Annotated in this window: 18 protein-coding genes; 6 read left to right on the top strand and 12 right to left on the bottom strand. The window is 57.2% G+C overall.

Features of this window, described 5'->3' with window-relative positions; translation table 11 throughout:
• Nucleotides 1–88 precede the first annotated feature (88 nt).
• From kdpB to kdpF, 3 genes are read right to left on the bottom strand one after another with little or no spacing between them, the layout of a single operon-like run.
• A complete protein-coding gene (kdpB, locus tag QF010_RS20620) occupies nt 89–2146 on the bottom strand; it encodes a potassium-transporting ATPase subunit KdpB (protein WP_429533825.1) in 2058 nt (685 codons plus the stop codon).
• 23 nt (nt 2147–2169) lie between these two features.
• Entirely contained in the window at nt 2170–3864 is a 1695-nt protein-coding gene (kdpA, locus tag QF010_RS20615; protein ID WP_429533824.1) for a potassium-transporting ATPase subunit KdpA, read from the bottom strand.
• Nucleotides 3865–3872: 8 nt separating this feature from the next.
• A complete protein-coding gene (gene kdpF / locus QF010_RS20610) occupies nt 3873–3962 on the bottom strand; it encodes a K(+)-transporting ATPase subunit F (protein ID WP_007899818.1) in 90 nt (29 codons plus the stop codon).
• A 307-nt stretch (nt 3963–4269) separates the two neighbouring features.
• Between kdpF and rfbB the strand changes: the two genes are divergently transcribed.
• The 5 genes from rfbB (at nt 4270) to QF010_RS20585 (ending at nt 9018) form a co-directional block, all read left to right on the top strand.
• Entirely contained in the window at nt 4270–5352 is a 1083-nt protein-coding gene (gene rfbB / locus QF010_RS20605; RefSeq protein WP_429533823.1) for a dTDP-glucose 4,6-dehydratase, read from the top strand.
• Nucleotides 5349–6230, top strand: a complete 882-nt coding sequence (gene rfbA, locus QF010_RS20600; protein WP_429533822.1) for a glucose-1-phosphate thymidylyltransferase RfbA — start codon at nt 5349–5351, stop codon at nt 6228–6230. The genes rfbB and rfbA overlap by 4 nt, the downstream gene beginning before the upstream one ends.
• Before the next feature lie 64 nt (nt 6231–6294).
• Complete coding sequence (gene rfbD, locus QF010_RS20595; RefSeq protein ID WP_429533821.1) at nt 6295–7164, top strand: dTDP-4-dehydrorhamnose reductase; 870 nt, start codon at nt 6295–6297, stop codon at nt 7162–7164.
• A gap of 197 nt (nt 7165–7361) precedes the next feature.
• Entirely contained in the window at nt 7362–8726 is a 1365-nt protein-coding gene (gene eat, locus QF010_RS20590; RefSeq protein ID WP_033055766.1) for an ethanolamine permease, read from the top strand.
• A 124-nt stretch (nt 8727–8850) separates the two neighbouring features.
• Nucleotides 8851–9018, top strand: a complete 168-nt coding sequence (locus QF010_RS20585; protein ID WP_082459029.1) for a DUF2897 family protein — start codon at nt 8851–8853, stop codon at nt 9016–9018.
• A 43-nt stretch (nt 9019–9061) separates the two neighbouring features.
• On the opposite strand, the gene QF010_RS20580 is transcribed toward QF010_RS20585, so the two are convergent.
• Together QF010_RS20580 and QF010_RS20575 are read right to left on the bottom strand one after the other, a co-directional pair.
• Nucleotides 9062–9913 (bottom strand): urea carboxylase-associated family protein, encoded by an 852-nt coding sequence (locus QF010_RS20580; RefSeq protein ID WP_033055768.1) that lies wholly within the window; start codon nt 9911–9913, stop codon nt 9062–9064.
• Nucleotides 9914–9928: 15 nt separating this feature from the next.
• The gene (locus QF010_RS20575) at nt 9929–10582 is read right to left on the bottom strand and encodes a GntR family transcriptional regulator (RefSeq protein ID WP_429533820.1); all 654 of its coding nucleotides are present in this window, start codon (nt 10580–10582) and stop codon (nt 9929–9931) included.
• Nucleotides 10583–10758: 176 nt separating this feature from the next.
• Between QF010_RS20575 and QF010_RS20570 the strand changes: the two genes are divergently transcribed.
• The gene (locus tag QF010_RS20570; RefSeq protein ID WP_429533819.1) at nt 10759–11316 is read left to right on the top strand and encodes a TetR/AcrR family transcriptional regulator; all 558 of its coding nucleotides are present in this window, start codon (nt 10759–10761) and stop codon (nt 11314–11316) included.
• Here the strand turns inward: QF010_RS20570 and fabF are convergent.
• From fabF to QF010_RS20535, 7 genes are all read right to left on the bottom strand, one after another.
• Complete coding sequence (fabF, locus tag QF010_RS20565) at nt 11313–12587, bottom strand: beta-ketoacyl-ACP synthase II (RefSeq protein WP_033055772.1); 1275 nt, start codon at nt 12585–12587, stop codon at nt 11313–11315. The genes QF010_RS20570 and fabF overlap by 4 nt on opposite strands.
• Nucleotides 12588–12619: 32 nt before the next feature.
• Nucleotides 12620–13414, bottom strand: a complete 795-nt coding sequence (locus QF010_RS20560) for an SDR family NAD(P)-dependent oxidoreductase (protein ID WP_033055773.1) — start codon at nt 13412–13414, stop codon at nt 12620–12622.
• 205 nt (nt 13415–13619) lie between these two features.
• Nucleotides 13620–13955, bottom strand: a complete 336-nt coding sequence (locus tag QF010_RS20555) for a ComEA family DNA-binding protein (RefSeq protein ID WP_033055774.1) — start codon at nt 13953–13955, stop codon at nt 13620–13622.
• A 112-nt stretch (nt 13956–14067) separates the two neighbouring features.
• Nucleotides 14068–16062: a polysaccharide biosynthesis protein gene (locus QF010_RS20550; protein WP_429533818.1), complete on the bottom strand. Its 1995-nt coding sequence runs from the start codon at nt 16060–16062 to the stop codon at nt 14068–14070.
• A 114-nt stretch (nt 16063–16176) separates the two neighbouring features.
• Complete coding sequence (locus QF010_RS20545) at nt 16177–17196, bottom strand: MraY family glycosyltransferase (RefSeq protein ID WP_429533817.1); 1020 nt, start codon at nt 17194–17196, stop codon at nt 16177–16179.
• Nucleotides 17193–18158: a UDP-glucose 4-epimerase family protein gene (locus tag QF010_RS20540; protein WP_429533816.1), complete on the bottom strand. Its 966-nt coding sequence runs from the start codon at nt 18156–18158 to the stop codon at nt 17193–17195. The genes QF010_RS20545 and QF010_RS20540 overlap by 4 nt, the downstream gene beginning before the upstream one ends.
• Entirely contained in the window at nt 18158–19411 is a 1254-nt protein-coding gene (locus tag QF010_RS20535) for a glycosyltransferase family 4 protein (RefSeq protein ID WP_429533815.1), read from the bottom strand. The genes QF010_RS20540 and QF010_RS20535 overlap by 1 nt, the downstream gene beginning before the upstream one ends.
• Nucleotides 19412–19424: the final 13 nt, after the last annotated feature.

The following is a 19424-nucleotide window of genomic DNA, read 5'->3' as shown; positions in this document are numbered from 1 at the left end:
TTTTCAGGTCGATGTAGCTCCAAGAACACCTCGGTCAGTCCCCTCTACCCCCTGGGGAGAGGGTTAGGGTGAGGGGTCGATCTCAAGGTCAAACCAAATGCAGTGCAGTGAGCAGCATGTCGATCGCCTTGATCCCCACAAACGGCACCAGAATCCCGCCCAATCCATAGATCAACAGATTGCGTCGCAGCAACGCCGCCGCACTCGCCGCCTGCACTCGCACGCCGCGCAATGCCAGTGGAATCAGCACCACAATAATCAAGGCGTTGAACACAATCGCCGAGAGAATCGCGCTCTGCGGACTGCTCAGGTGCATGACGTTCAGCACACCCAGTTGCGGGTAGATCGAGGCGAACAACGCCGGCAAAATCGCGAAGTATTTGGCCACGTCGTTGGCGATGGAGAACGTCGTCAGCGCACCGCGGGTCACCAGCAATTCCTTGCCGATCTGCACCACGTCCAGCAGCTTGGTTGGATCGCTGTCGAGGTCGACCATGTTCGCCGCCTCGCGGGCCGCTTGCGTCCCGTCGTTCATCGCCATGCCCACGTCCGCCTGGGCCAGGGCCGGTGCGTCGTTGGCGCCGTCGCCGCACATGGCGACCAGGCGACCGTCGTTCTGCTCATGACGAATGCGCGCCAGTTTTTTCTCTGGAGTGGCTTCGGCCAACACATCATCAACGCCCGCTTCAGCCGCAATCGCTGCAGCGGTCAGTGGGTTGTCGCCGGTCACCATGACGGTGCGGATACCCAGTTTGCGCAACTCGGCGAATCGCTCGCGGATACCAGGCTTGACCACGTCCTTGAGGTGAATCGCGCCGAGCAATTTACCGTCGGCGCAGACCAGCAACGGGGTGCCGCCGCTCTGGGCGATCTTGTCGATTTCCCGGGACAGCGGCGCGGCCAGGTCGGCGCGTTTCAGGCCAACGAAGGCCAGCAACGAATCCACCGCGCCTTTGCGATACACGCGGCCCTGATAGTCGACACCGGACAGACGCGTCTCGGCGCTGAAAGGTACGGCTGTCAGCAACTCAGTGGCCGGCTCAGGTTGTGGCTGAGTGCCACGCAGGTACTCGACGATGGATTTACCTTCAGCCGTGTCATCGGCCAGCGAGGCGAACAAGGCACCCTCGGCGAGTTCCTTCGCCGTGACGCCAGGCGCCGCGTACACCGCGGTGCAACGACGGTTACCGAAGGTAATGGTGCCGGTCTTGTCCAGCAGCAGGACGTGTACGTCCCCCGCCGCTTCCACGGCGCGACCGGATTTGGCGATCACATTCAGGCGCACCAGACGGTCCATCCCGGCGATACCGATGGCCGACAACAGACCGCCAATGGTGGTCGGAATCAGCGTGACCAATAACGCCACCAGGAACACCAGCGGCAGGCTGCCGTTGGCGAAGTGGGCGAACGGTTGCAGGGTGACGACCACCAGGAGGAAGATCAGGGTCAGGCCGATCAGCAGGATGTCGAGCGCCACTTCGTTCGGGGTTTTCTGGCGTTTGGCGCCTTCGACCAAAGCGATCATGCGGTCCAGTGTCGACTCGCCGGGGTTGGCGGTGATGCGCACCAACAGCCAGTCGGACACCAGTCGGGTGTTGCCGGTGACGGCCGAACGGTCGCCGCCGGATTCGCGAATCACTGGCGCGGATTCACCGGTAATCGCCGCTTCGTTGACCGCGGCGATCCCTTCAATCACCTCGCCGTCACCGGGGATCATTTCCCCCGCTTCAACGCGGACCACATCGCCCTTGCGCAGGCTGGTGGCCGGCACCACTTGAAAGGTGCCGTTGCTGGTTTTGCGGCGAGCACTCAGACCTTCGCTACCGGCCTTGAGGTTGTCGGCGCGAGCCTTGCCACGACCTTCGGCCAAGGCTTCGGCGAAGTTGGCGAACAGCACGGTGAACCACAGCCACAAGGCGATTTGCGCGGCGACAAAAGTCGGCACCGCCGAGTCGGGAATGAAGCACAGCACGGTGGTCAGGATCGCGGTCAGTTCGACCACCAGCATCACTGGCGCACGTTGCAATTGCCGTGGATCGAGCTTGACGAAGGCTTGCACCAGCGCTGGGCGCCAGAGGGCCGAGATCGCGGTTTTCGGTTGTTCCGGCGCCTTGACGGTGGCGGCTTTAGTTACGGGCATATTCATCATCGTGCTCCTAAAAAAGCGGCTCAGAAGCCCATGCTCAAATGTTCAGCAATCGGACCCAGCGCCAATGTCGGCAGGAAGGTCAAACCACCCACCAGCAAAATGGTCACGGTCAGCAGAGTCACGAACAGCGGGCCGTGAGTCGGGAAGCTGTTCTGGCCGATCGGTGCGGTTTTCTTCATCGCCAGGCTGCCAGCCAACGCCAGTACCGGGAGGATGTAACCGAAGCGACCGATCAACATGCCAAGGCCCATCATCAGGTTGTGGAACGCGGTGTTGGCACCGAAGCCACCGAACGCCGAGCCGTTGTTGGCACTGGCCGAGGTGTAGGCGTACAGCAACTGGCTGAAACCGTGAGCGCCAGGGTTACTCACCGCTGCAACGGGGCCAGGCAGGCTCGCGGCAATCGCGCCGAGTACCAGCACGCCGACCGGCATCACCAGCAAGGTCACGACTAACAGTTGCACTTCTTTAGCCTGGAGTTTTTTGCCGAGGTATTCCGGGGTGCGGCCGATCATCAGGCCGGCGAGGAACACCGCGATCAACACGTTCAACAACATGCCGTAGAGCCCGGCACCGACGCCGCCGAAGATCACTTCGCCGACCATCATGTTGACCAGCGCGACCATGCCGCTCAGCGGGTTGAGGCTGTCGTGCATGCCGTTGACCGAACCGTTGGACGCCGCGGTGGTGGTCACCGACCACAGCACCGTGGCGGTCGTGCCGAAGCGAGCTTCCTTGCCTTCCAGCGGCGCGGTCTGTTCGACAGCGACATTGTTCAGGGTCGGGTTCGGCTGGTATTCAGCCCACAGCGACGTCGCGCCGCCGATCAGGAACAGCGCCAGCATGCAGGCGATGATCGCGCGGCTCTGACGCAGGTCTTTCACGTAGTGGCCGAAGGTGAACACCAGCGCCACCGGGATCAGAATGATCGAGCCGACTTCGAACAAGTTGCTCCACGCCGTCGGGTTCTCGAACGGGTGCGCCGAGTTGACGCCGAAGAAGCCACCACCATTGGTGCCCAGTTGCTTGATTGCAATCTGGCTGGCGGCCGGGCCGAGCGGGATCACCTGATCGACGCCTTGCATGGTCACGGCATTCACGTACTGCGCAAAGGTTTGTGGCACGCCCTGCCAGACCAGATACAGCGCCAGCAACAGGCACAGCGGCAGCAAGCCGTAGAGGGTAGCGCGGGTCATATCGACCCAGAAGTTGCCGAGGGTCTTGGTCGACTTGCGACCAATACCGCGACACAGGGCAACCAACACGGCGAGGCCGGTGGCGGCGCTGACGAAGTTCTGCACGGTGAGGCCGACCATCTGACTCAGGTAGCTCAGGGTCGCTTCGCCGCTGTAGGACTGCCAGTTGGTGTTGGTCATGAAGCTGACGGCGGTGTTGAACGCTTGCGTCCACTCCTGACCCGGCAGGTTTTGCGGGTTCAGCGGCAAGTGGTCCTGGAACAACAGAATCGCGAACAACAGCAAGAAGCCCGCAAGGTTGAAGGCGAACAAGGCCAGGGTGTATTTCTGCCAGCTCTGTTCGGCCTGCGGATCGACGCCGGCCACCCGATAACACCCGCACTCCACCGGTCCGAGAATCGGCGAAAGCCAGGTGCGCTGCCCCTCCATCACCTTGTAGTAGAAGCGCCCCAGAAACGGTGCCGGAATCAGCACCAGGGCGAAGAAGGCGAGGATCAGCCAATAGTCATAACTGTGCATAGCCGCTCCTAGTTCCGGTCCGCGCGCAACAGCGCAACCAACAGATAAATGAACAGCCCCACTGCCAGTAGCAGTGACACCCCGTCCAGAACGCTCATGAAAATTCTCCGTGTTACGGCGTATTGCCGCGTGTGGAGCCATTGTCGGAAGGAAGGCTGTAAAGGAACGAGATCGAGGGGGTTGGCTGGGCATAAAGAAAGCGTAAAGAGTGGGTTTACGCTAGGGTTACGGTGGTGTCTGGGGGCATACAACACCTTTCGGGTTTTATCAGGCGTCTCTATCGTCCTGCATCGATGGATAAGACTCCACAAAACCAAAGCGGGATGAACAACCTATTGCACCACCCTGCTCCTGCCGACAAGATATGACCGTTTGCGTTTCGACTACTGAAAAAGGCTGGCCAACATGCGTATTCTCATCACCGGCGGTGCCGGTTTCATTGGCTCTGCCTTAATTCGCGAGCTGATCCGGCACACCGAGCATGAAGTGCTCAACCTGGACAAGCTGACCTACGCCGGCAATCTCGAATCGCTGACCGGCATTGCCAACGACACTCGCTACGAGTTCGTTCAAGCCGATATCGTTGATCAGGCGACCGTCAGCGCGGTGCTGACACGTTTCCAGCCGCACGCGATCATGCACCTGGCAGCGGAATCCCACGTCGACCGATCCATCGACGGACCCTCGGATTTCATCCAGACCAACATCGTCGGCACCTACAGCCTGCTGGAGGCCACCCGCGCCTATTGGCAAACTCTCGCCGAGCCGGAAAAAAGCGCCTTCCGTTTCCATCACATCTCCACTGACGAGGTCTATGGCGACCTGCATGGCGCCGATGATCTGTTTACGGAAACGACGCCCTACGCCCCGAGTTCGCCGTACTCCGCCAGCAAAGCGGCGTCCGACCACCTGGTCCGTGCGTGGCAGCGCACCTATGGCCTGCCGGTGCTGTTGACCAACTGCTCGAACAATTACGGGCCGTTCCACTTCCCCGAAAAATTGATTCCGCTGGTCATCCTCAATGCCTTGGCCGGCAAGCCGCTGCCGGTGTATGGCGATGGCCTGCAAATCCGCGACTGGCTGTTCGTCGAAGATCACGCCCGGGCGCTGCTTAAAGTGGTGACCACCGGTATCGTCGGCGAGACCTACAACATCGGCGGGCACAACGAACAAAAGAATATCGACGTGGTGCGTGGCCTCTGCGCCCTGCTTGAAGAACTGGCACCACGCAAGCCCGAGGGTGTCGCGCACTACGCCGACCTGATCACGTTCGTCCAGGATCGTCCCGGCCATGACCTGCGCTACGCGATCGATGCCAGCAAGATCGAACACGAACTGGGCTGGGTACCCGAAGAGACCTTCGAAACCGGCCTCCGCAAAACTGTTCAGTGGTACTTGAACAACCTTGAGTGGTGCCGTCGCGTTCAGGATGGCAGCTACCAGGGTGAACGTCTTGGTGCCATCAACCCCCAGGAGCTTCATGCATGATGAAAGGTATCGTTTTGGCAGGCGGATCGGGCACACGCCTGCATCCGATCACGCTCGGGGTGTCCAAACAGCTGTTGCCGGTCTACGACAAACCGATGATCTATTACCCGATTTCGGTCCTGATGCTGGCCGGCATCAAAGACATTTTGGTGATCTCTACTCCCCAGGATCTGCCCCAGTACCGCAATCTGCTGGGTGATGGCAGTCAGTTCGGGGTCAATTTCAGCTATGCCGAGCAGCCGTCACCGGATGGTCTGGCCCAGGCTTTTCTGATTGGCGAAACGTTCATTGGCAATGATCCAGTGTGCCTGATCCTCGGCGACAACATTTTCCATGGTCAACACTTTGGCGAGCAGTTGCAAAACGCGGCAACACGCACTTCTGGCGCTACCGTATTCGGCTATTGGGTCAAAGACCCGGAGCGATTCGGCGTGATTGATTTCGACAGCCAGGGCCGTGCCCTGTCGATCGAAGAAAAGCCGAAAATACCGAAATCCAGCTATGCCGTTACCGGCCTGTATTTCTACGACAACGATGTCATCAGGATCGCCAAAGCGGTAAAGCCTTCGCCTCGCGGCGAGCTGGAAATCACCGACGTCAACAATGCGTATCTCAAACGGGGAGACCTGCAGGTCGAGCGCTTCGGCCGCGGTTTCGCCTGGCTCGACACCGGCACTCACGACAGCTTGCTCGATGCCTCTCAGTACGTGCAGACCATCGAACATCGACAAGGCTTGAAAGTCGCCTGCCTCGAAGAGATTGCTTACGAAAAGAAATGGATCAACCGCGAACAGCTGCTGGAGCGTGCCCGCTACTTCGGCAAGACCGGGTATGGCCAGTACCTGGCCCAGCTCGCCGGGGATGAACAATGGATGTGAATGAAACCGATCTGCGCGGTGCAGGGATCATCGGTAAAAGCCTGCAAGAGGTTGATCTGCTCCCATGAGAGTTCTCATCAGCGGCCAGCATGGTCAGGTCTCACGCGAACTGCAGCGTCGACTGGGGGGTGTCGGCGAGTTGATCGTGCTTGGTCGCGATCAACTCGATCTGGCACAACCCGAGCAGATTCGCCAACAGGTACAAAAGGTTCGTCCGGATCTGATCATCAACGCGGCGGCCCACACAGCGGTCGACCTGGCTGAAAGCGAGCCGGAAACAGCCTTTGCCATCAACGCCGTGGCCCCTGGCATCTTTGCCGAAGAAGCACTGAAGCTTGGCATCCCGCTGATTCACTACTCCACCGATTATGTATTCGACGGCATGAAGGTCGGGCCTTATAACGAAGACGACACGCCAAACCCGCTCGGGGTTTACGGCAAGAGCAAACTGGCCGGTGAACGGGCGATCACTGATGTGCAAGGCAAACATCTTATCCTGCGTACCAGCTGGGTCTATTCGACCCATGGACGCAATTTCCTGCTGACGATGCAACGCCTGCTGCAAGAGAGACCGGAAGTACGCATTGTCGCCGATCAGATCGGCGCACCTACCTGGGCAGGCACTATTGCCAATAGCACCCTCGCCCTGATCGAACGCTGGCAGGCAGGTGAGGCCGTTACCTGGGGTACATATCATCTGACCGCTCAGGGGAAAACCTCCTGGTTCGGCTTCGCCCAGGCCATTGGCGAAGCGTTACGGCAACAGGGAAAGCCCTGCGCAAACCTGCTGCCCATTCCCTCAAGCGATTATCCGACACCGGCGGCCCGACCGCTCAACTCATGTCTTGATTGCAGTCGCCTGCAACGTGAATGGGGCGTCAGGCAACCTGACTGGCAAATTGCGCTACGCGAATGTCTTGCCGAGCAAGGTTAAACCTGCAAACAAGACTTGCCCTCGAAGACAGCAAAACCGCCACCAGCGCCTCCCACTGGAGCACCCCATTTGCGCGCATCGAGCGGCAAACATCCCCGATACGACGTCTTTCTGCACTTTACGACCGCCATCACAACACTGGCACGCCCACTGCAAACGCCCTCCCCGAGCTTTCCAAACCGTTCAGGGAGCAACGCATGAACACACAACTCAAACCCACGCTGGGCACGCTGCACCTGTGGGGCATTGCGGTCGGGCTGGTGATTTCCGGTGAATACTTCGGCTGGAGTTACGGCTGGGGCGTGGCAGGCACACTCGGTTTTCTGGTGACGTCCTTCATGGTCGCCACGATGTACACCTGCTTCATCTTCAGCTTCACCGAGCTGACCACCGCGATTCCTCACGCGGGTGGTCCCTTTGCCTACAGCCGCCGCGCCTTTGGCGAGAAAGGCGGATTGATCGCGGGGCTGGCGACACTGATTGAATTTGTCTTCGCCCCGCCGGCCATCGCTCTGGCGATTGGCGCGTATCTGAACGTGCAGTTTCCAGCGCTTGATCCGAAACACGCAGCGGTTGGTGCCTACATCGTGTTCATGGGCCTGAACATCCTCGGGGTGAAACTGGCCGCAACCTTCGAACTGGTGGTCTGCGTTCTCGCAGTGGCCGAACTGTTGGTGTTCATGGGCGTGGTCGCCCCGGCGTTCAGCTTCAGTAACTTCGCGCTGAACGGCTGGGCCGGTTCCGATGTGTTCGGCGCACCGGCAATTGCCGGGATGTTCGCGGCGATACCCTTCGCCATCTGGTTCTTCCTGGCCATCGAAGGCGCCGCCATGGCCGCCGAAGAAGCCAAGGACCCGAAACGCACCATTCCGAAGGCCTACATCAGCGGCATTCTGACTCTGGTATTGCTGGCGATGGGCGTGATGTTCTTTGCCGGCGGCGTCGGTGACTGGCGCACCTTGTCGAACATCAACGACCCGCTGCCACAAGCGATGAAAACCGTGGTTGGCGAAAGTTCGGGCTGGCTGCACATGCTGGTGTGGATCGGCCTGTTCGGCCTGGTAGCGAGTTTCCACGGGATCATTCTCGGCTACTCGCGGCAGTTCTTCGCCCTCGCCCGGGCCGGTTACCTGCCGGCGTCCCTGGCCAAATTGTCGCGTTTCCAGACCCCGCACCGGGCAATCATCGCCGGTGGCGTGATCGGCATCGCCGCGATCTACAGTGATGGTTTGATCAACCTGGGCGGCATGACGCTGACGGCGGCGATGATCACGATGGCGGTCTTCGGGGCGATTGTGATGTACATCATGAGCATGCTCAGCCTGTTCAAACTGCGTAAAACCGAACCGAATCTGGAACGCACCTTTCGCGCGCCGTGCTATCCGTTGGTGCCGTTCATTGCACTGGTGCTGGCGGTGGTCTGCCTGGTGGCGATGGCCTGGTTCAATACGCTGATCGGGTTGATCTTCCTGGGCTTTATGGCAGTGGGTTTCGTGTACTTCATGCTCACGGCGCAATTGCGTGCCGATGCGCCGGCGGACGCGATGCTGACCGGGCTCTAAACAGGCGAAGTGCAGCTGTCAGAACAGGCATAGAATGGAACCACTGCGAAAGTTAATCGCTCAAAGTGGTATGCACGATCGATTGGCAAAACCCGCCAATCGGCCTGCCCTCAAGGAGAGCCCTATGCCCTGGTATGCCTGGTTGATTCTGATCGTTGCAATCGGCTCGATCGTTGGTGGTTTGATGATGTTGCGTGACACCGCCAACAAGGTCGAACTGACCGAGGAGCAACGCAAACGCGTCGCTGAACGCAACGCCGAAGCGGATTCCAAGGATGCGCAGGACCGCTAAAACAAAACCCTGTCATTCTCATTGAATGACAGGGTTTTGCGTTTTACTTCTCCCAATCCGCCTTGGCGATGTGCAAGCCATGCAACCCTTTGTATGCCGCGCGTTCCGGCTGGCTCCAGCCCTCAAGCAACGATTCCTCCAACCGATAAATCTCCACCCCGAGCGGGCGGCACACGCTTAGCGGGTCCTGTGCATCCGGCCCCCACATGGCCAGCGACAGATCGCCGCCCGGGCAGGTCGAAAGCGCACAGAGCAGATCGATTTCGGCAAAAAACTCCAGATAATCGCCCTTCTGCGCAGGACAGGCTTTCATGAAGTACATGTCGTCGTGGTTCAGGCCCGTGCACTGGAAGATGTTCAGCACGTCATGCACGTCGAACTCGGACAGCCCATGAGGCAGCACCGCACGGGTCAGATTCGAATGGCAGTGATGATGGAAATCTTCGCCGGTGAGCATTTTGTTCACATAAGGGTCGCAGCGGGTGCCGAGCAAATCGTGCAAGCGACCGCCATGTTCATCGATCCCGTAACCGGCCAGGCTGTCATCGGTGATGGTCACCAGCGGCCGCAGAAAAGGCAGGTTCGACCAGAGCCGGTCATGGGTGCTGACGTGTGCACCCTGTAACTGACGGGTCCGTGCCGCCCACAAACGCTCCCGTGGATCGTTGGCATTCCACACGTTGAAATCCCCGACTTGCGGGCCGACGGGGGTGGTCACGCGGAACACATGCCCGGCCGGCACCTTCCAGGCGCGACCGGTGCGGATCGGCACCTCGAACTCCTCAATTAACGTGCGTCCCTCCTTCTCATCGCGGATCCGTTCGTAGAAGGCTTTGTCCACCTGCAAGGCTGAGCCTTTGCTAACTTGATAGGCCGCCGGATAGTCTTTGTACATGGCACGAATCCTCGATCAGTGATGGGAAACTGGAGCAAGCATTTGCAACAGGAGGTGTTCGGAATCGTCGAGATACAGGCTCATGGCGTCCTCGGCCGCGCGTTTGTCGCCCTCGGCCAACAACTCGTGGATCTGCCGGTCGCGCGCCAGCCAGGGCGCCTGAAAACGTGATTCATCGGGAGTGGTGCAAAACACCAGGCGCAATTGCGCGACGACGTTGGTGAAGAACTCGTCGAACAACGGACTGCGCAGCAATCCGACGATGTGTTGATGAAAGGCCAGGCTGTGGGTGCCGACGGCGCGCCAGTCCTCGCGTTCGCGGGCAAGCTCGGTGGCTTCCAGGGCTTCGAGCATCCGGTCGGATTGATAGTCGCGCAGCGGCTGACTCGCGCTGATGGCCTGCAACTCCAGGGTGCGCCTGACCTTGAACAGATCTCGCACGTCCTCGACGCCCAGCCGGCGCACCATCACGCCTTTGTTGCGCACATAACGGGTCAGACCTTCCTGCCCCAGACGATGCAGCGCTTCGCGAATGGTATTGCGGGATGCGTTGTAGGCAGACACCAGATCGTTTTCCACCAATGCCATACCGGGCAGCAAACGACCGCCAATGATGTCGGCGCGCAACTCAAGTGTGATGTGGTCGGCCAGGGACAGTCCGCTGTTCATACTCATTGCCTCGTGATTGTTCAACAATCGTCAGGTAATGAGTAATCACTATTCGTGCCACTTGTTGAAACGACGTTCTACCAAGATCGACGCATCTGCATGCTTTTTAGAAGTAGAAGTACAATCACCATCCCATTTTCATTGGTTAATATGGCGCATTGTTGCGGAGATCCCCGATGCGTTACTCGCAGGACCATAAAGCCCAGACCCACCAACGCATCATCAAGGAAGCGTCAGCGCGCTTTCGCCGCGATGGCATTGGCGCGACAGGTCTGCAACCGCTGATGAAAGCACTGGGCCTGACTCACGGTGGTTTCTACTCGCATTTCAAGTCCAAAGACGAACTGGTGGAAAAGGCGTTGCAAGCCGCCGGCGAGCAGGTCGACATCATTTGCGCCGAGCTCTTCGCTCAGGATCGTCCGCTGGAAGCGTTCATCGACACCTATTTGTCCGAATGGCACCAGACTTCACCCGATGAGGGTTGCCCGTTGCCGACCATGTCATCGGAACTCGGCCTGCGCGGGCAGCAAAGCCCGACCACTGACGTGGTGCTCAACGCACGGCTCGCACAAGTGCAAGGCACCCTTGAAGGCGACAACGCTGCCGATGCCAGCGTCGTCATCATGTCGACGCTGGTCGGGGCTCTACTGCTGTCACGCAGTGTCGAGAATCCCGAGCTGGCTCAGCGGATTCTCGACGTGACTCGCGCCTATCTCAAACAGCCCCGGGACTAACCCTCCCAGCGCTTGAACAGCACGCTGGCATTCACCCCACCAAACCCGAAGCCATTGGACAGCGCGTATTTGATGGCCATCGGCCGCGCCTGACCATGGACGATGTCCACGCCTTGGGCGGCGGGGTCCGGGTTATCGAAATTGAGGGTGGCCGGCACGACCTGATCGCGAATCGCCAATAACGTGAAAATCGCCTCGATACCGCCCGCTGCCCCGAGCAAATGCCCGGTGGCCGATTTGGTCGATGTCACGGCGATTTTGTTATCCGTGCCGAACAACGCCTTGATGGCCGCCAACTCTCCCAGGTCGCCGACCGGTGTCGAGGTTGCATGAGCATTGAGATGCTGCACCTGTGCCGGCGAAATGCCTGCCTGGGCCAATGCCAGCGACATCGCCCGTCGCGCACCGCTGCCATCCTCCGGACCTGCCGTCAGGTGATAGGCGTCGGCACTGGTGCCGTAACCGACCAACTCCGCCAGCGGTTGAGCACCACGAGCCAGGGCATGCTCCAGGGATTCAATCACCAGAAGGCCTGCGCCCTCTCCCATGACAAAGCCATCGCGGCCACTGTCGAACGGCCGCGAGGCACGTTCCGGGGTGTCGTTGTAACCACTGGACAAGGCGCGAGCAGCGGCAAACCCGGCGAGACTGACGCGATCGATCGCCGCTTCCGCGCCGCCACATACCGCGATGTCTGCCTCGCCACAACGAATCAACCGCGCCGCATCACCAATCGCCTGGACCCCGGCGGCGCAAGCTGTCACCGGCGCCCCCAACGGGCCCTTGAAACCGTGCTGGATCGACACATGCCCCGCGGCGAGGTTGACCAGAAATGAAGGAATGGTGAACGGCGACAGGCGTCGCGGCCCACGGCTGTCCGTGGTGCGCACCGCATCCGCTATCGCACCGAAACCACCCACGCCGGAACCGATAATGGTTGCCGTACGCTCCTGGGCATCGGTGTCCGCCGCTTGCCAACCGGCCTGCTCCAGCGCCTGACGCGCCGCTTCCATGGCAAACATAATGAAACGGTCCATCTTCTTCTGCTCTTTGGGCGCCGTCGCCCGGTCCGGGTCAAAACCCGCCTCGGGATCGTCAGCCAGCGTCGGCACTGCGCCCCCGACCTTGGCCGGCAAATCGGCAACCACCTCGTCCGGCAAATTGCGCAACCCGGAACGCCCGGCCAACAGACGCGACCAAACGGCTTCGACGCCAGAACCCAATGGAGACACCAGGCCCATGCCCGTTACAACCACTCGACGATCACTCATACCGCAAATACCTCAAGCCGATTCATGACGCCTCACGTGTAACGCGAGGCGGCCTTACTTTTGGAAAGATTCGGCGCCATTACCAGACGCGCCGCAACGAAGGCATCCCAATCGGCCGCATCCGGCAACGAAGGAATGGTGATCAACTCACCCTGGTCCAGACCCGACAACGCCGCATCAACCATATCCCCGGCTTCCATGACCATATCCTCCGGAATCTGGCTAGCGTCGATACCGGAGCGTTCCCAGATTTCGGTGCGTGTGACGCCTGGCAACACGGCCTGAACCTTGACCCCAGTGCCCTCCAGTTCAGCGTTCAATGACTGCGTCAGACTTAACACATAAGCCTTGCTGGCGCTGTAAGTCGCATTGAAGCGCTCGGGAAACAACGCCACCACTGATCCAATATTGATGATCGTCCCCCGACCCGCCTTGGCAAAACTGGCAGCCGCTGCCGACGCCAAATGCGTGACTGTTGTCACGTTCAGTTGAATCAAGCGTTCCATCTGATCCAAGTCGGCATTGGCCAACAAACCATCCGCTGCAATACCGGCGTTGTTCAGCAGCAGGCTGATACTCGAATCGCTGCGAAGACGCTGTTCAAGCTTCAGCACATCATCCTTTTGCGTCAGATCCGCCTTGAGCACCTCGACCTGAACGCCATGCTCGGCGCGCAACTTGCTCGCCGCCGCTTCCAGCCGCTCTTGATCACGAGCGACCAGTAACAAATCAAAACCGCGCGCCGCCAACCGCTCGGCGTAAATCGCACCGATACCGGAAGAAGCACCGGTGACAAGGGCCGTACCTTGGGACTGGACAGAATTCATGACTGTGCTCCTGGGAAATGCCTAAGGGAAAGACAAGCGCCTAAAGCTCAGAGCGCTTGGCGGGAAGCAATTTATTATAGGCATAATCTTGGCTGTATATGATAGTCGTAATTTTTCACACGTCGACGAAAGGCGCACCCTCACTGCGTTCGCCAGAAAGCAAAAAGGCCGATCAATGACCGGCCCCTGGCGCTGACGTATAAGCTTAGTTCACCTCAAGCTTCTCGCGATTCTTATCCAGAATCGCTTTACCGATCCCCTTCACTTCGAGCAACTCGTCCACGGACGCAAACGGCCCATTACTCTCACGATAGGTAACAATCGCCTTGGCCTTGGCCTCGCCCACACCGGCCAACTCGCGCTGAAGGGTTGGCGCATCGGCCTGATTCAGATCGACCTTGCCGGACTGTGCCTTGGGAGAAACTTCCAGCACCAGGGGTGCATTGCCAGCCTCGGGCTTGGCCGTCGGCGCAGCAATGGCCGCAATAGAGGCGCTGGTGAGCAGGGCAAAAACCAGAGAGTAGAAATAGCCAGTACGCATAAATGAAGCTCCATGACATCGATTGAGAAAGCAGCTTTTCCGAAGCTGCCTTCTAAACTTAGGCGATGTCTGGAGTCTGTCAAAAATGTGTCCGTTACAGGATGTGAAACAATCAGGGTTCGAGGCGACGTTGCTGGTAGATCCAGTCAACGATTTCGCCGTCGGGGGTGTAGCCGCTAACAGTGTCACGCAACAACTGTCGCACGTGAGAATAATCGTCTTGCTCAACGGACTTCAACAGCTCACTCAGCCTTACTTTAAGCACGTCCCAACTCAGATAGTCTTCGTTGGCAGTCATGATCATCGGGTGCTGAGTCGCCGCAACGTTATCTCCAATCAGCAACTCTTCGTAAAGCTTTTCGCCTGGGCGTAGCCCTGTAAACTGAATGGAAATGTCGCCGTGTACGTTCTTTTCCGACCGCACGCTGAAGCCTGAAAGATGGATCATTTTCTCCGCGAGCTCGACGATTTTAACGGGCTCGCCCATATCCAACACAAACACGTCCCCCCCCTGTCCCATTGAGCCGGCCTGAATTACCAACTGGGCGGCTTCAGGAATGGTCATAAAATACCGGGTGATTTTCGGATGGGTAACGGTCAACGGCCCACCTGACTTGATCTGTTTATGAAACAGCGGAATGACCGAGCCGGACGACCCCAGTACATTGCCAAAGCGCACCATGGTAAACCGCGTTTTGTTAACTTGAGACACATTGGTCTTGTCACCAAACATCACCGGTGCCACTTCCCGGCTCAATGCCTGCAACGTCAGTTCTGCCAAGCGTTTTGTACTGCCCATCACATTAGTGGGACGAACAGCCTTGTCTGTGGAGATGAGAACGAAGTTCGACACACCAGCTTGAAGTGCAGCCTGAGCGGTATTCAGCGTGCCAATTACATTGTTCAACACCCCTTCGGCGATATTATGCTCGACCATCGGGACATGCTTGTACGCGGCAGCGTGATATACAGTATCCACATGCCAGGTTTTCATTACATCCAGCAGCTTTTCCTGATTACGTACAGAACCGAGAATCGGCAACAGACGCACCGATAGCGACTCACATGCGATACGTTGCTCCAGCTCCGACAGAATGTTGTAAAGATTGAATTCACTGTGCTCGAACAATAAAAGCGTGGTGGGTTGCAATGCCAAAATCTGGCGACAAAGCTCGGAACCGATGGAACCACCGGCTCCCGTGACCAGAACCGATTGGTCTTTGATGCAATGCTCAAGTAGGTCGCCCTGTGCCGGCACTGAGTCGCGGCCAAGCAGGTCCGCGATATCGACTTCCTGAATGTCATCTACCTTGACCCGGCCGCTGGCAAGATCCATGAAGCCGGGAACGCTGCGTACGTGCAGCGGAAATCTTTCCAGAAAGCCGAGAATTTCACGGCGGCGTCCGCGATTCGCCGACGGCACCGCCAGCAGTATTTCTTGTGCTCCAGTGACGTCTATCATGCGTTGAATATGCTTGGGCTTATACACCTGCAAGCCGGAAATCACGCGGTCGGCAATGCTTTTGTCATCATCAATGAATGCGACCGGGCGCATGGCCCGCCCCATGCGCAGGGCTGCAACCAATTGATTGCCAGCGGCACCGGCACCATAGATTGCGACGCGAGGCAGCCCATCGTCCCGATTGGTAAATGGCACGTGTTGAACGGCCGAAAACCAGTCCCCCAAAAAATATTGGCGCATGGCCAGGCGCAATCCGCCGACCATGATCAGGCTTAGCCACCAGTAGTTAAAAATGACTGAACGAGGCACTACGTTTTGATGGTTGCTGTACCAATACACGACAATCCCGAGAATTAGCGCGGAAAGGGTGACCGCTTTGATAATCGCTATCAACGCATCATTCCCGAAGTAACGCATCACCGCTCTGTACATTCCGAAACGGATAAAGAGAGGGATCGATACAATCGGAGCGGCCACAAACAGCCAAAAGTGCTGAGTAAACGGATTGACCATCTCGTCAATACCCAAGCGAACGATGAATGCCATCCACAAGGCAACCCAGACAAGCAGGCAGTCTGTGATGACTTGCAAAATGCGTTTACGTCGACGCGGAAGGCTTAACAAATATACCCGTATCTTATCCATAAACCTCTTTCGCACTCCTAAAAGCTTCTCGCACTGAATACCTAATGTCAGATATCCAGATATTTAAACACTGGGTCAGCTGTCATGACCTTATCAACTGAAAAGAAACGCACATTAATTTGCTTTCTCCAGTTCGCCAGCGTGAAACCTGACAGCGAGCAAAACGAGAGGGACATAGGCTAACACCAGGCCGAGCAAACCATCGAGGCCCAATACTCCGACACAGAGGGCGATCGGAAGCAGCCATACCAGATTTATCACCACAACGCCCAGCGTCACCGGCAGATGACGGCCTACCTTGCGTGAAGCGAACTGATAGCCATGACTGCGATGCGCCTCATAAACCTTATCGCCACGCACAAGGCGCCGAATCAGGGTGAAGGTCGCGTCAACAATAAATACCCCTAGCAGGATCAACCAGGCCCAGAGCAGCTGCGGCGAAGCCCAAGCGGCCTGGATCGAGATCACACCGAGCACCACACCTAAAAACCCGCTTCCTGCATCCCCCATGAAAATGCGTGCGGGAGGGAAGTTCCAGAACAGAAATCCTCCGACCGCCATAGCCAACAACACCGGAACCCACATCAGGCTTTCGTATCCGCCTAACCAATAAAGCAGACAAGCGCCGAGGCAGGCCGAGATCGCCTCTACACTGGCAATACCATCGATGCCGTCCATAAAGTTGTACAGATTGAGCATCCAGACAAGATAGAACGCGGCCAGAATACAACCGATCCAACCAAGGTCGAGACTCATGCCGAACACGGCAACTGGGGGTAAGCCTCCCAACCAGAACAAGGACCAGGCTGCGGCACAAAAATGTCCAAGTAAGCGCCAACGAGCAGCAATATGACCGTGATCATCCATAAAACCGACGATCGCTACCAATGCACCCGCACCGCCTATTGCGACTAATACCGGCACGGTTGCCAACTGAGCCCAGGCAAGAATTGGCAGTACCATCAAAAACGCCAGGACAATGGCGACACCTCCCCCGCGAGGGGTGGGTACAGAGTGAGAGCTTCGCTCGTTCGGAATATCAATAATGCTGCGAGCCAAAGCATAGCGTCGCAAAGCCGCAGTCAATACTAACGAAACACCAGCCACTACCGGAATCAGCCACCAATAGATCATTGCTTTTTACTTTCCTGAAAATTTTGTGCCGTGGCTTTCAATGCATCTTCTGCCGAGACTGGAGGCAACCATCCCAGCAGGGAACGCGTCTTACTGATGTCGACTTGCAACGACCCACACAGCCGGTTTGATAGCGACTTTCTACCTAGTAATGCAGCGGCGCCACGTAAAACCCAGGAAGGTACTGGTAAAAGACGCGCCGGTCGACCAAGAGCCGATGCCATTTTTCGCAGCAGCTGTGTTGTAGAAAGATCTTCACCATCACTGACCAGGAAAGTCTGATTAGCGGCCGCTGGATGACTGATACACGTGATGATTAAATCCACCAGATTATCCAACGCTACAAGACTGCGATTGTTGTGGATCGCTCCAAAAGGCAAAGGAATACCTTTATCAAGCCAATTCATCATACTCCGAAAATTGGCCTTGACCCCGGGGCCATAAACCAACACTGGCCGTATGATAACGACCTCCATCCCGGTTTCAGCGGCAAGTTCACGCAGGCCCTGCTCTGCCTCCATCTTTGAGACTCCATACGGGTCTGCGGGCGCTGGAATATCTTCCGGCGTATAGGCGACACCCGCAGGTGTGCCCTCTCCATTGACTTTGATGGAACTGATAAAAATAAAACGCCGGACACCGGCTTTGACGGAATGGCGTGCCAGGTTCAACGTACCTTCGACATTGATCTTTCGAAAGGCCGCCAGGGGGGCAGCCTCAGTATCATTCATTACATGAACACGAGCCGCAGCGTGTATGACGACATCTACACCGCCAAGGCACTCCTTCCAGGATGTAGCTCCATCAAAACTGTCAACGTGGACAGTCTTGACATTACCCTCGAGTAATTTCGACCCGTTACGTAAAGCGGCAACAACTGTGCAGTTTTCGGCAACCAAGCGCTTCAGCGTTGCCCCACCCACGAAACCGGTTGCACCGGTTAGAAATACAGAGTGCGACATTATTTGGCAGCCTTTCGTAAAGTCGCATCGCGAAATAGCTTTTCCAGGCGGAGCAAAAGGGTCGGCTTCGAAAAGTGTTTCAAGTAATAGGAGCGGCCGGCTTGGCCCATAATTTCTCGTTGAGCGACATCAGTGGTTGCCAACTTCAGCGTAATTCTTGCAAGCCCTTGGGTATCACCTGAGGAACAGGCGAAACCGGCCCCGGACTCTTCAATTATCCGTGCGGCCTCACCATTGATCATGCCCAAAACTGGTTTGCTCGAAGCCAAATAGGCCTGGACTTTGCCGGGTATGGTTTTCTCGAACACATCATTGGTTTTCAATGAAACCAAAAGCGCGTCCGCACAAGCAAATAGGCCTGGCATGGCACTCAATGGATGGCGTCCCAAAAGCAATACGTTATTCAAGCCTCTTGATACTACTTGCTCGCTCAACCATTTACTCATGCGCCCGTCTCCCACAATCACCCAACGGACAGAAACTCTATCTTTCAATGACTCCACAGCATGTAACACCGCAGGAAAGTCTTGCGCCTCACCCAAATTCCCGGCGAAAACGACTGTGAAAACGGAGTCATCGCGCTCGAGCAAATTCGAAGATATTGGCGATGAAACTGAAAAATCATCCTCCGCCCAGCTTGGAAAATAGACCAGCCGCTCTGGAGAGATTTCTTTGGTGCAGTATTGCTTTACGTTGTCAGCAAAGCCTTTTGATTGTAATAGCAAATAATCTGCGCGGTTATAGATCCAAGAAACCATTCGCCCAACCATGGCCAACAACGTGGGATGCCGAAGTACGCCAACAGCTCTGAGAGTCTCTGGCCAAAGATCGAGAACCCAGAGAAAAACCGGAACCTTTTTCATTCGCCCTAAAATCACTGCAGGAATCGCAGCCATAATAGGAGACACTGCATAAACGAAAATAGCGTCAAACTTCTGATTTCGAAGTTTTATGACACCTAACGTTGAAGCGCCGAAAAAGAAAGAAACATAATTAAAAATGAGAGTAAGGCTTCGCGTACCTCTCGGCACAAGCGGGACCCGGACCACACGGGCACCGAAGTACTCCTTGAAATTATCAGGATTCGTCTTGTAGTCAGGAAAAACGCTGCCCTCAGGATAATTGGGCAATCCTGTAAGCACAGTAACCTCATGGCCGGCATCAGCAAAATCACGAACTAAATCGTTGATTCGCATATTCTCCGGCCAGAAATATTGAGTAACCACCAAGATCCTTAATTTATTTTCAGTCATCCCGAAACTCAAC

Origin of the sequence: Pseudomonas silensiensis (assembly GCF_050434865.1) — a bacterium.
Classification (GTDB): Bacteria; Pseudomonadota; Gammaproteobacteria; order Pseudomonadales; family Pseudomonadaceae; genus Aquipseudomonas; species Aquipseudomonas fluorescens_W.
The sequence above is the reverse complement of the archived record's forward strand: the minus strand, read 5'-3'. Positions and strand labels throughout refer to the sequence as shown.

What these genes read in the sequence shown, in the direction of transcription:
- QF010_RS20545 (WP_429533817.1), bottom strand. Translation starts at nt 17,196, where the DNA reads ATGATCTATTGGTGGCTGATTCCGGTAGTGGCTGGTGTTTCGTTAGTA.
- QF010_RS20585 (WP_082459029.1), top strand. Translation starts at nt 8,851, where the DNA reads ATGCCCTGGTATGCCTGGTTGATTCTGATCGTTGCAATCGGCTCGATC.
- fabF (WP_033055772.1), bottom strand. Translation starts at nt 12,587, where the DNA reads ATGAGTGATCGTCGAGTGGTTGTAACGGGCATGGGCCTGGTGTCTCCA.
- QF010_RS20550 (WP_429533818.1), bottom strand. Translation starts at nt 16,062, where the DNA reads ATGGATAAGATACGGGTATATTTGTTAAGCCTTCCGCGTCGACGTAAA.
- kdpF (WP_007899818.1), bottom strand. Translation starts at nt 3,962, where the DNA reads ATGAGCGTTCTGGACGGGGTGTCACTGCTACTGGCAGTGGGGCTGTTC.
- kdpA (WP_429533824.1), bottom strand. Translation starts at nt 3,864, where the DNA reads ATGCACAGTTATGACTATTGGCTGATCCTCGCCTTCTTCGCCCTGGTG.
- kdpB (WP_429533825.1), bottom strand. Translation starts at nt 2,146, where the DNA reads ATGAATATGCCCGTAACTAAAGCCGCCACCGTCAAGGCGCCGGAACAA.
- QF010_RS20580 (WP_033055768.1), bottom strand. Translation starts at nt 9,913, where the DNA reads ATGTACAAAGACTATCCGGCGGCCTATCAAGTTAGCAAAGGCTCAGCC.
- eat (WP_033055766.1), top strand. Translation starts at nt 7,362, where the DNA reads ATGAACACACAACTCAAACCCACGCTGGGCACGCTGCACCTGTGGGGC.
- QF010_RS20570 (WP_429533819.1), top strand. Translation starts at nt 10,759, where the DNA reads ATGCGTTACTCGCAGGACCATAAAGCCCAGACCCACCAACGCATCATC.
- QF010_RS20560 (WP_033055773.1), bottom strand. Translation starts at nt 13,414, where the DNA reads ATGAATTCTGTCCAGTCCCAAGGTACGGCCCTTGTCACCGGTGCTTCT.
- QF010_RS20535 (WP_429533815.1), bottom strand. Translation starts at nt 19,411, where the DNA reads ATGACTGAAAATAAATTAAGGATCTTGGTGGTTACTCAATATTTCTGG.
- rfbB (WP_429533823.1), top strand. Translation starts at nt 4,270, where the DNA reads ATGCGTATTCTCATCACCGGCGGTGCCGGTTTCATTGGCTCTGCCTTA.
- QF010_RS20575 (WP_429533820.1), bottom strand. Translation starts at nt 10,582, where the DNA reads ATGAACAGCGGACTGTCCCTGGCCGACCACATCACACTTGAGTTGCGC.
- rfbD (WP_429533821.1), top strand. Translation starts at nt 6,295, where the DNA reads ATGAGAGTTCTCATCAGCGGCCAGCATGGTCAGGTCTCACGCGAACTG.
- QF010_RS20555 (WP_033055774.1), bottom strand. Translation starts at nt 13,955, where the DNA reads ATGCGTACTGGCTATTTCTACTCTCTGGTTTTTGCCCTGCTCACCAGC.
- QF010_RS20540 (WP_429533816.1), bottom strand. Translation starts at nt 18,158, where the DNA reads ATGTCGCACTCTGTATTTCTAACCGGTGCAACCGGTTTCGTGGGTGGG.
- rfbA (WP_429533822.1), top strand. Translation starts at nt 5,349, where the DNA reads ATGATGAAAGGTATCGTTTTGGCAGGCGGATCGGGCACACGCCTGCAT.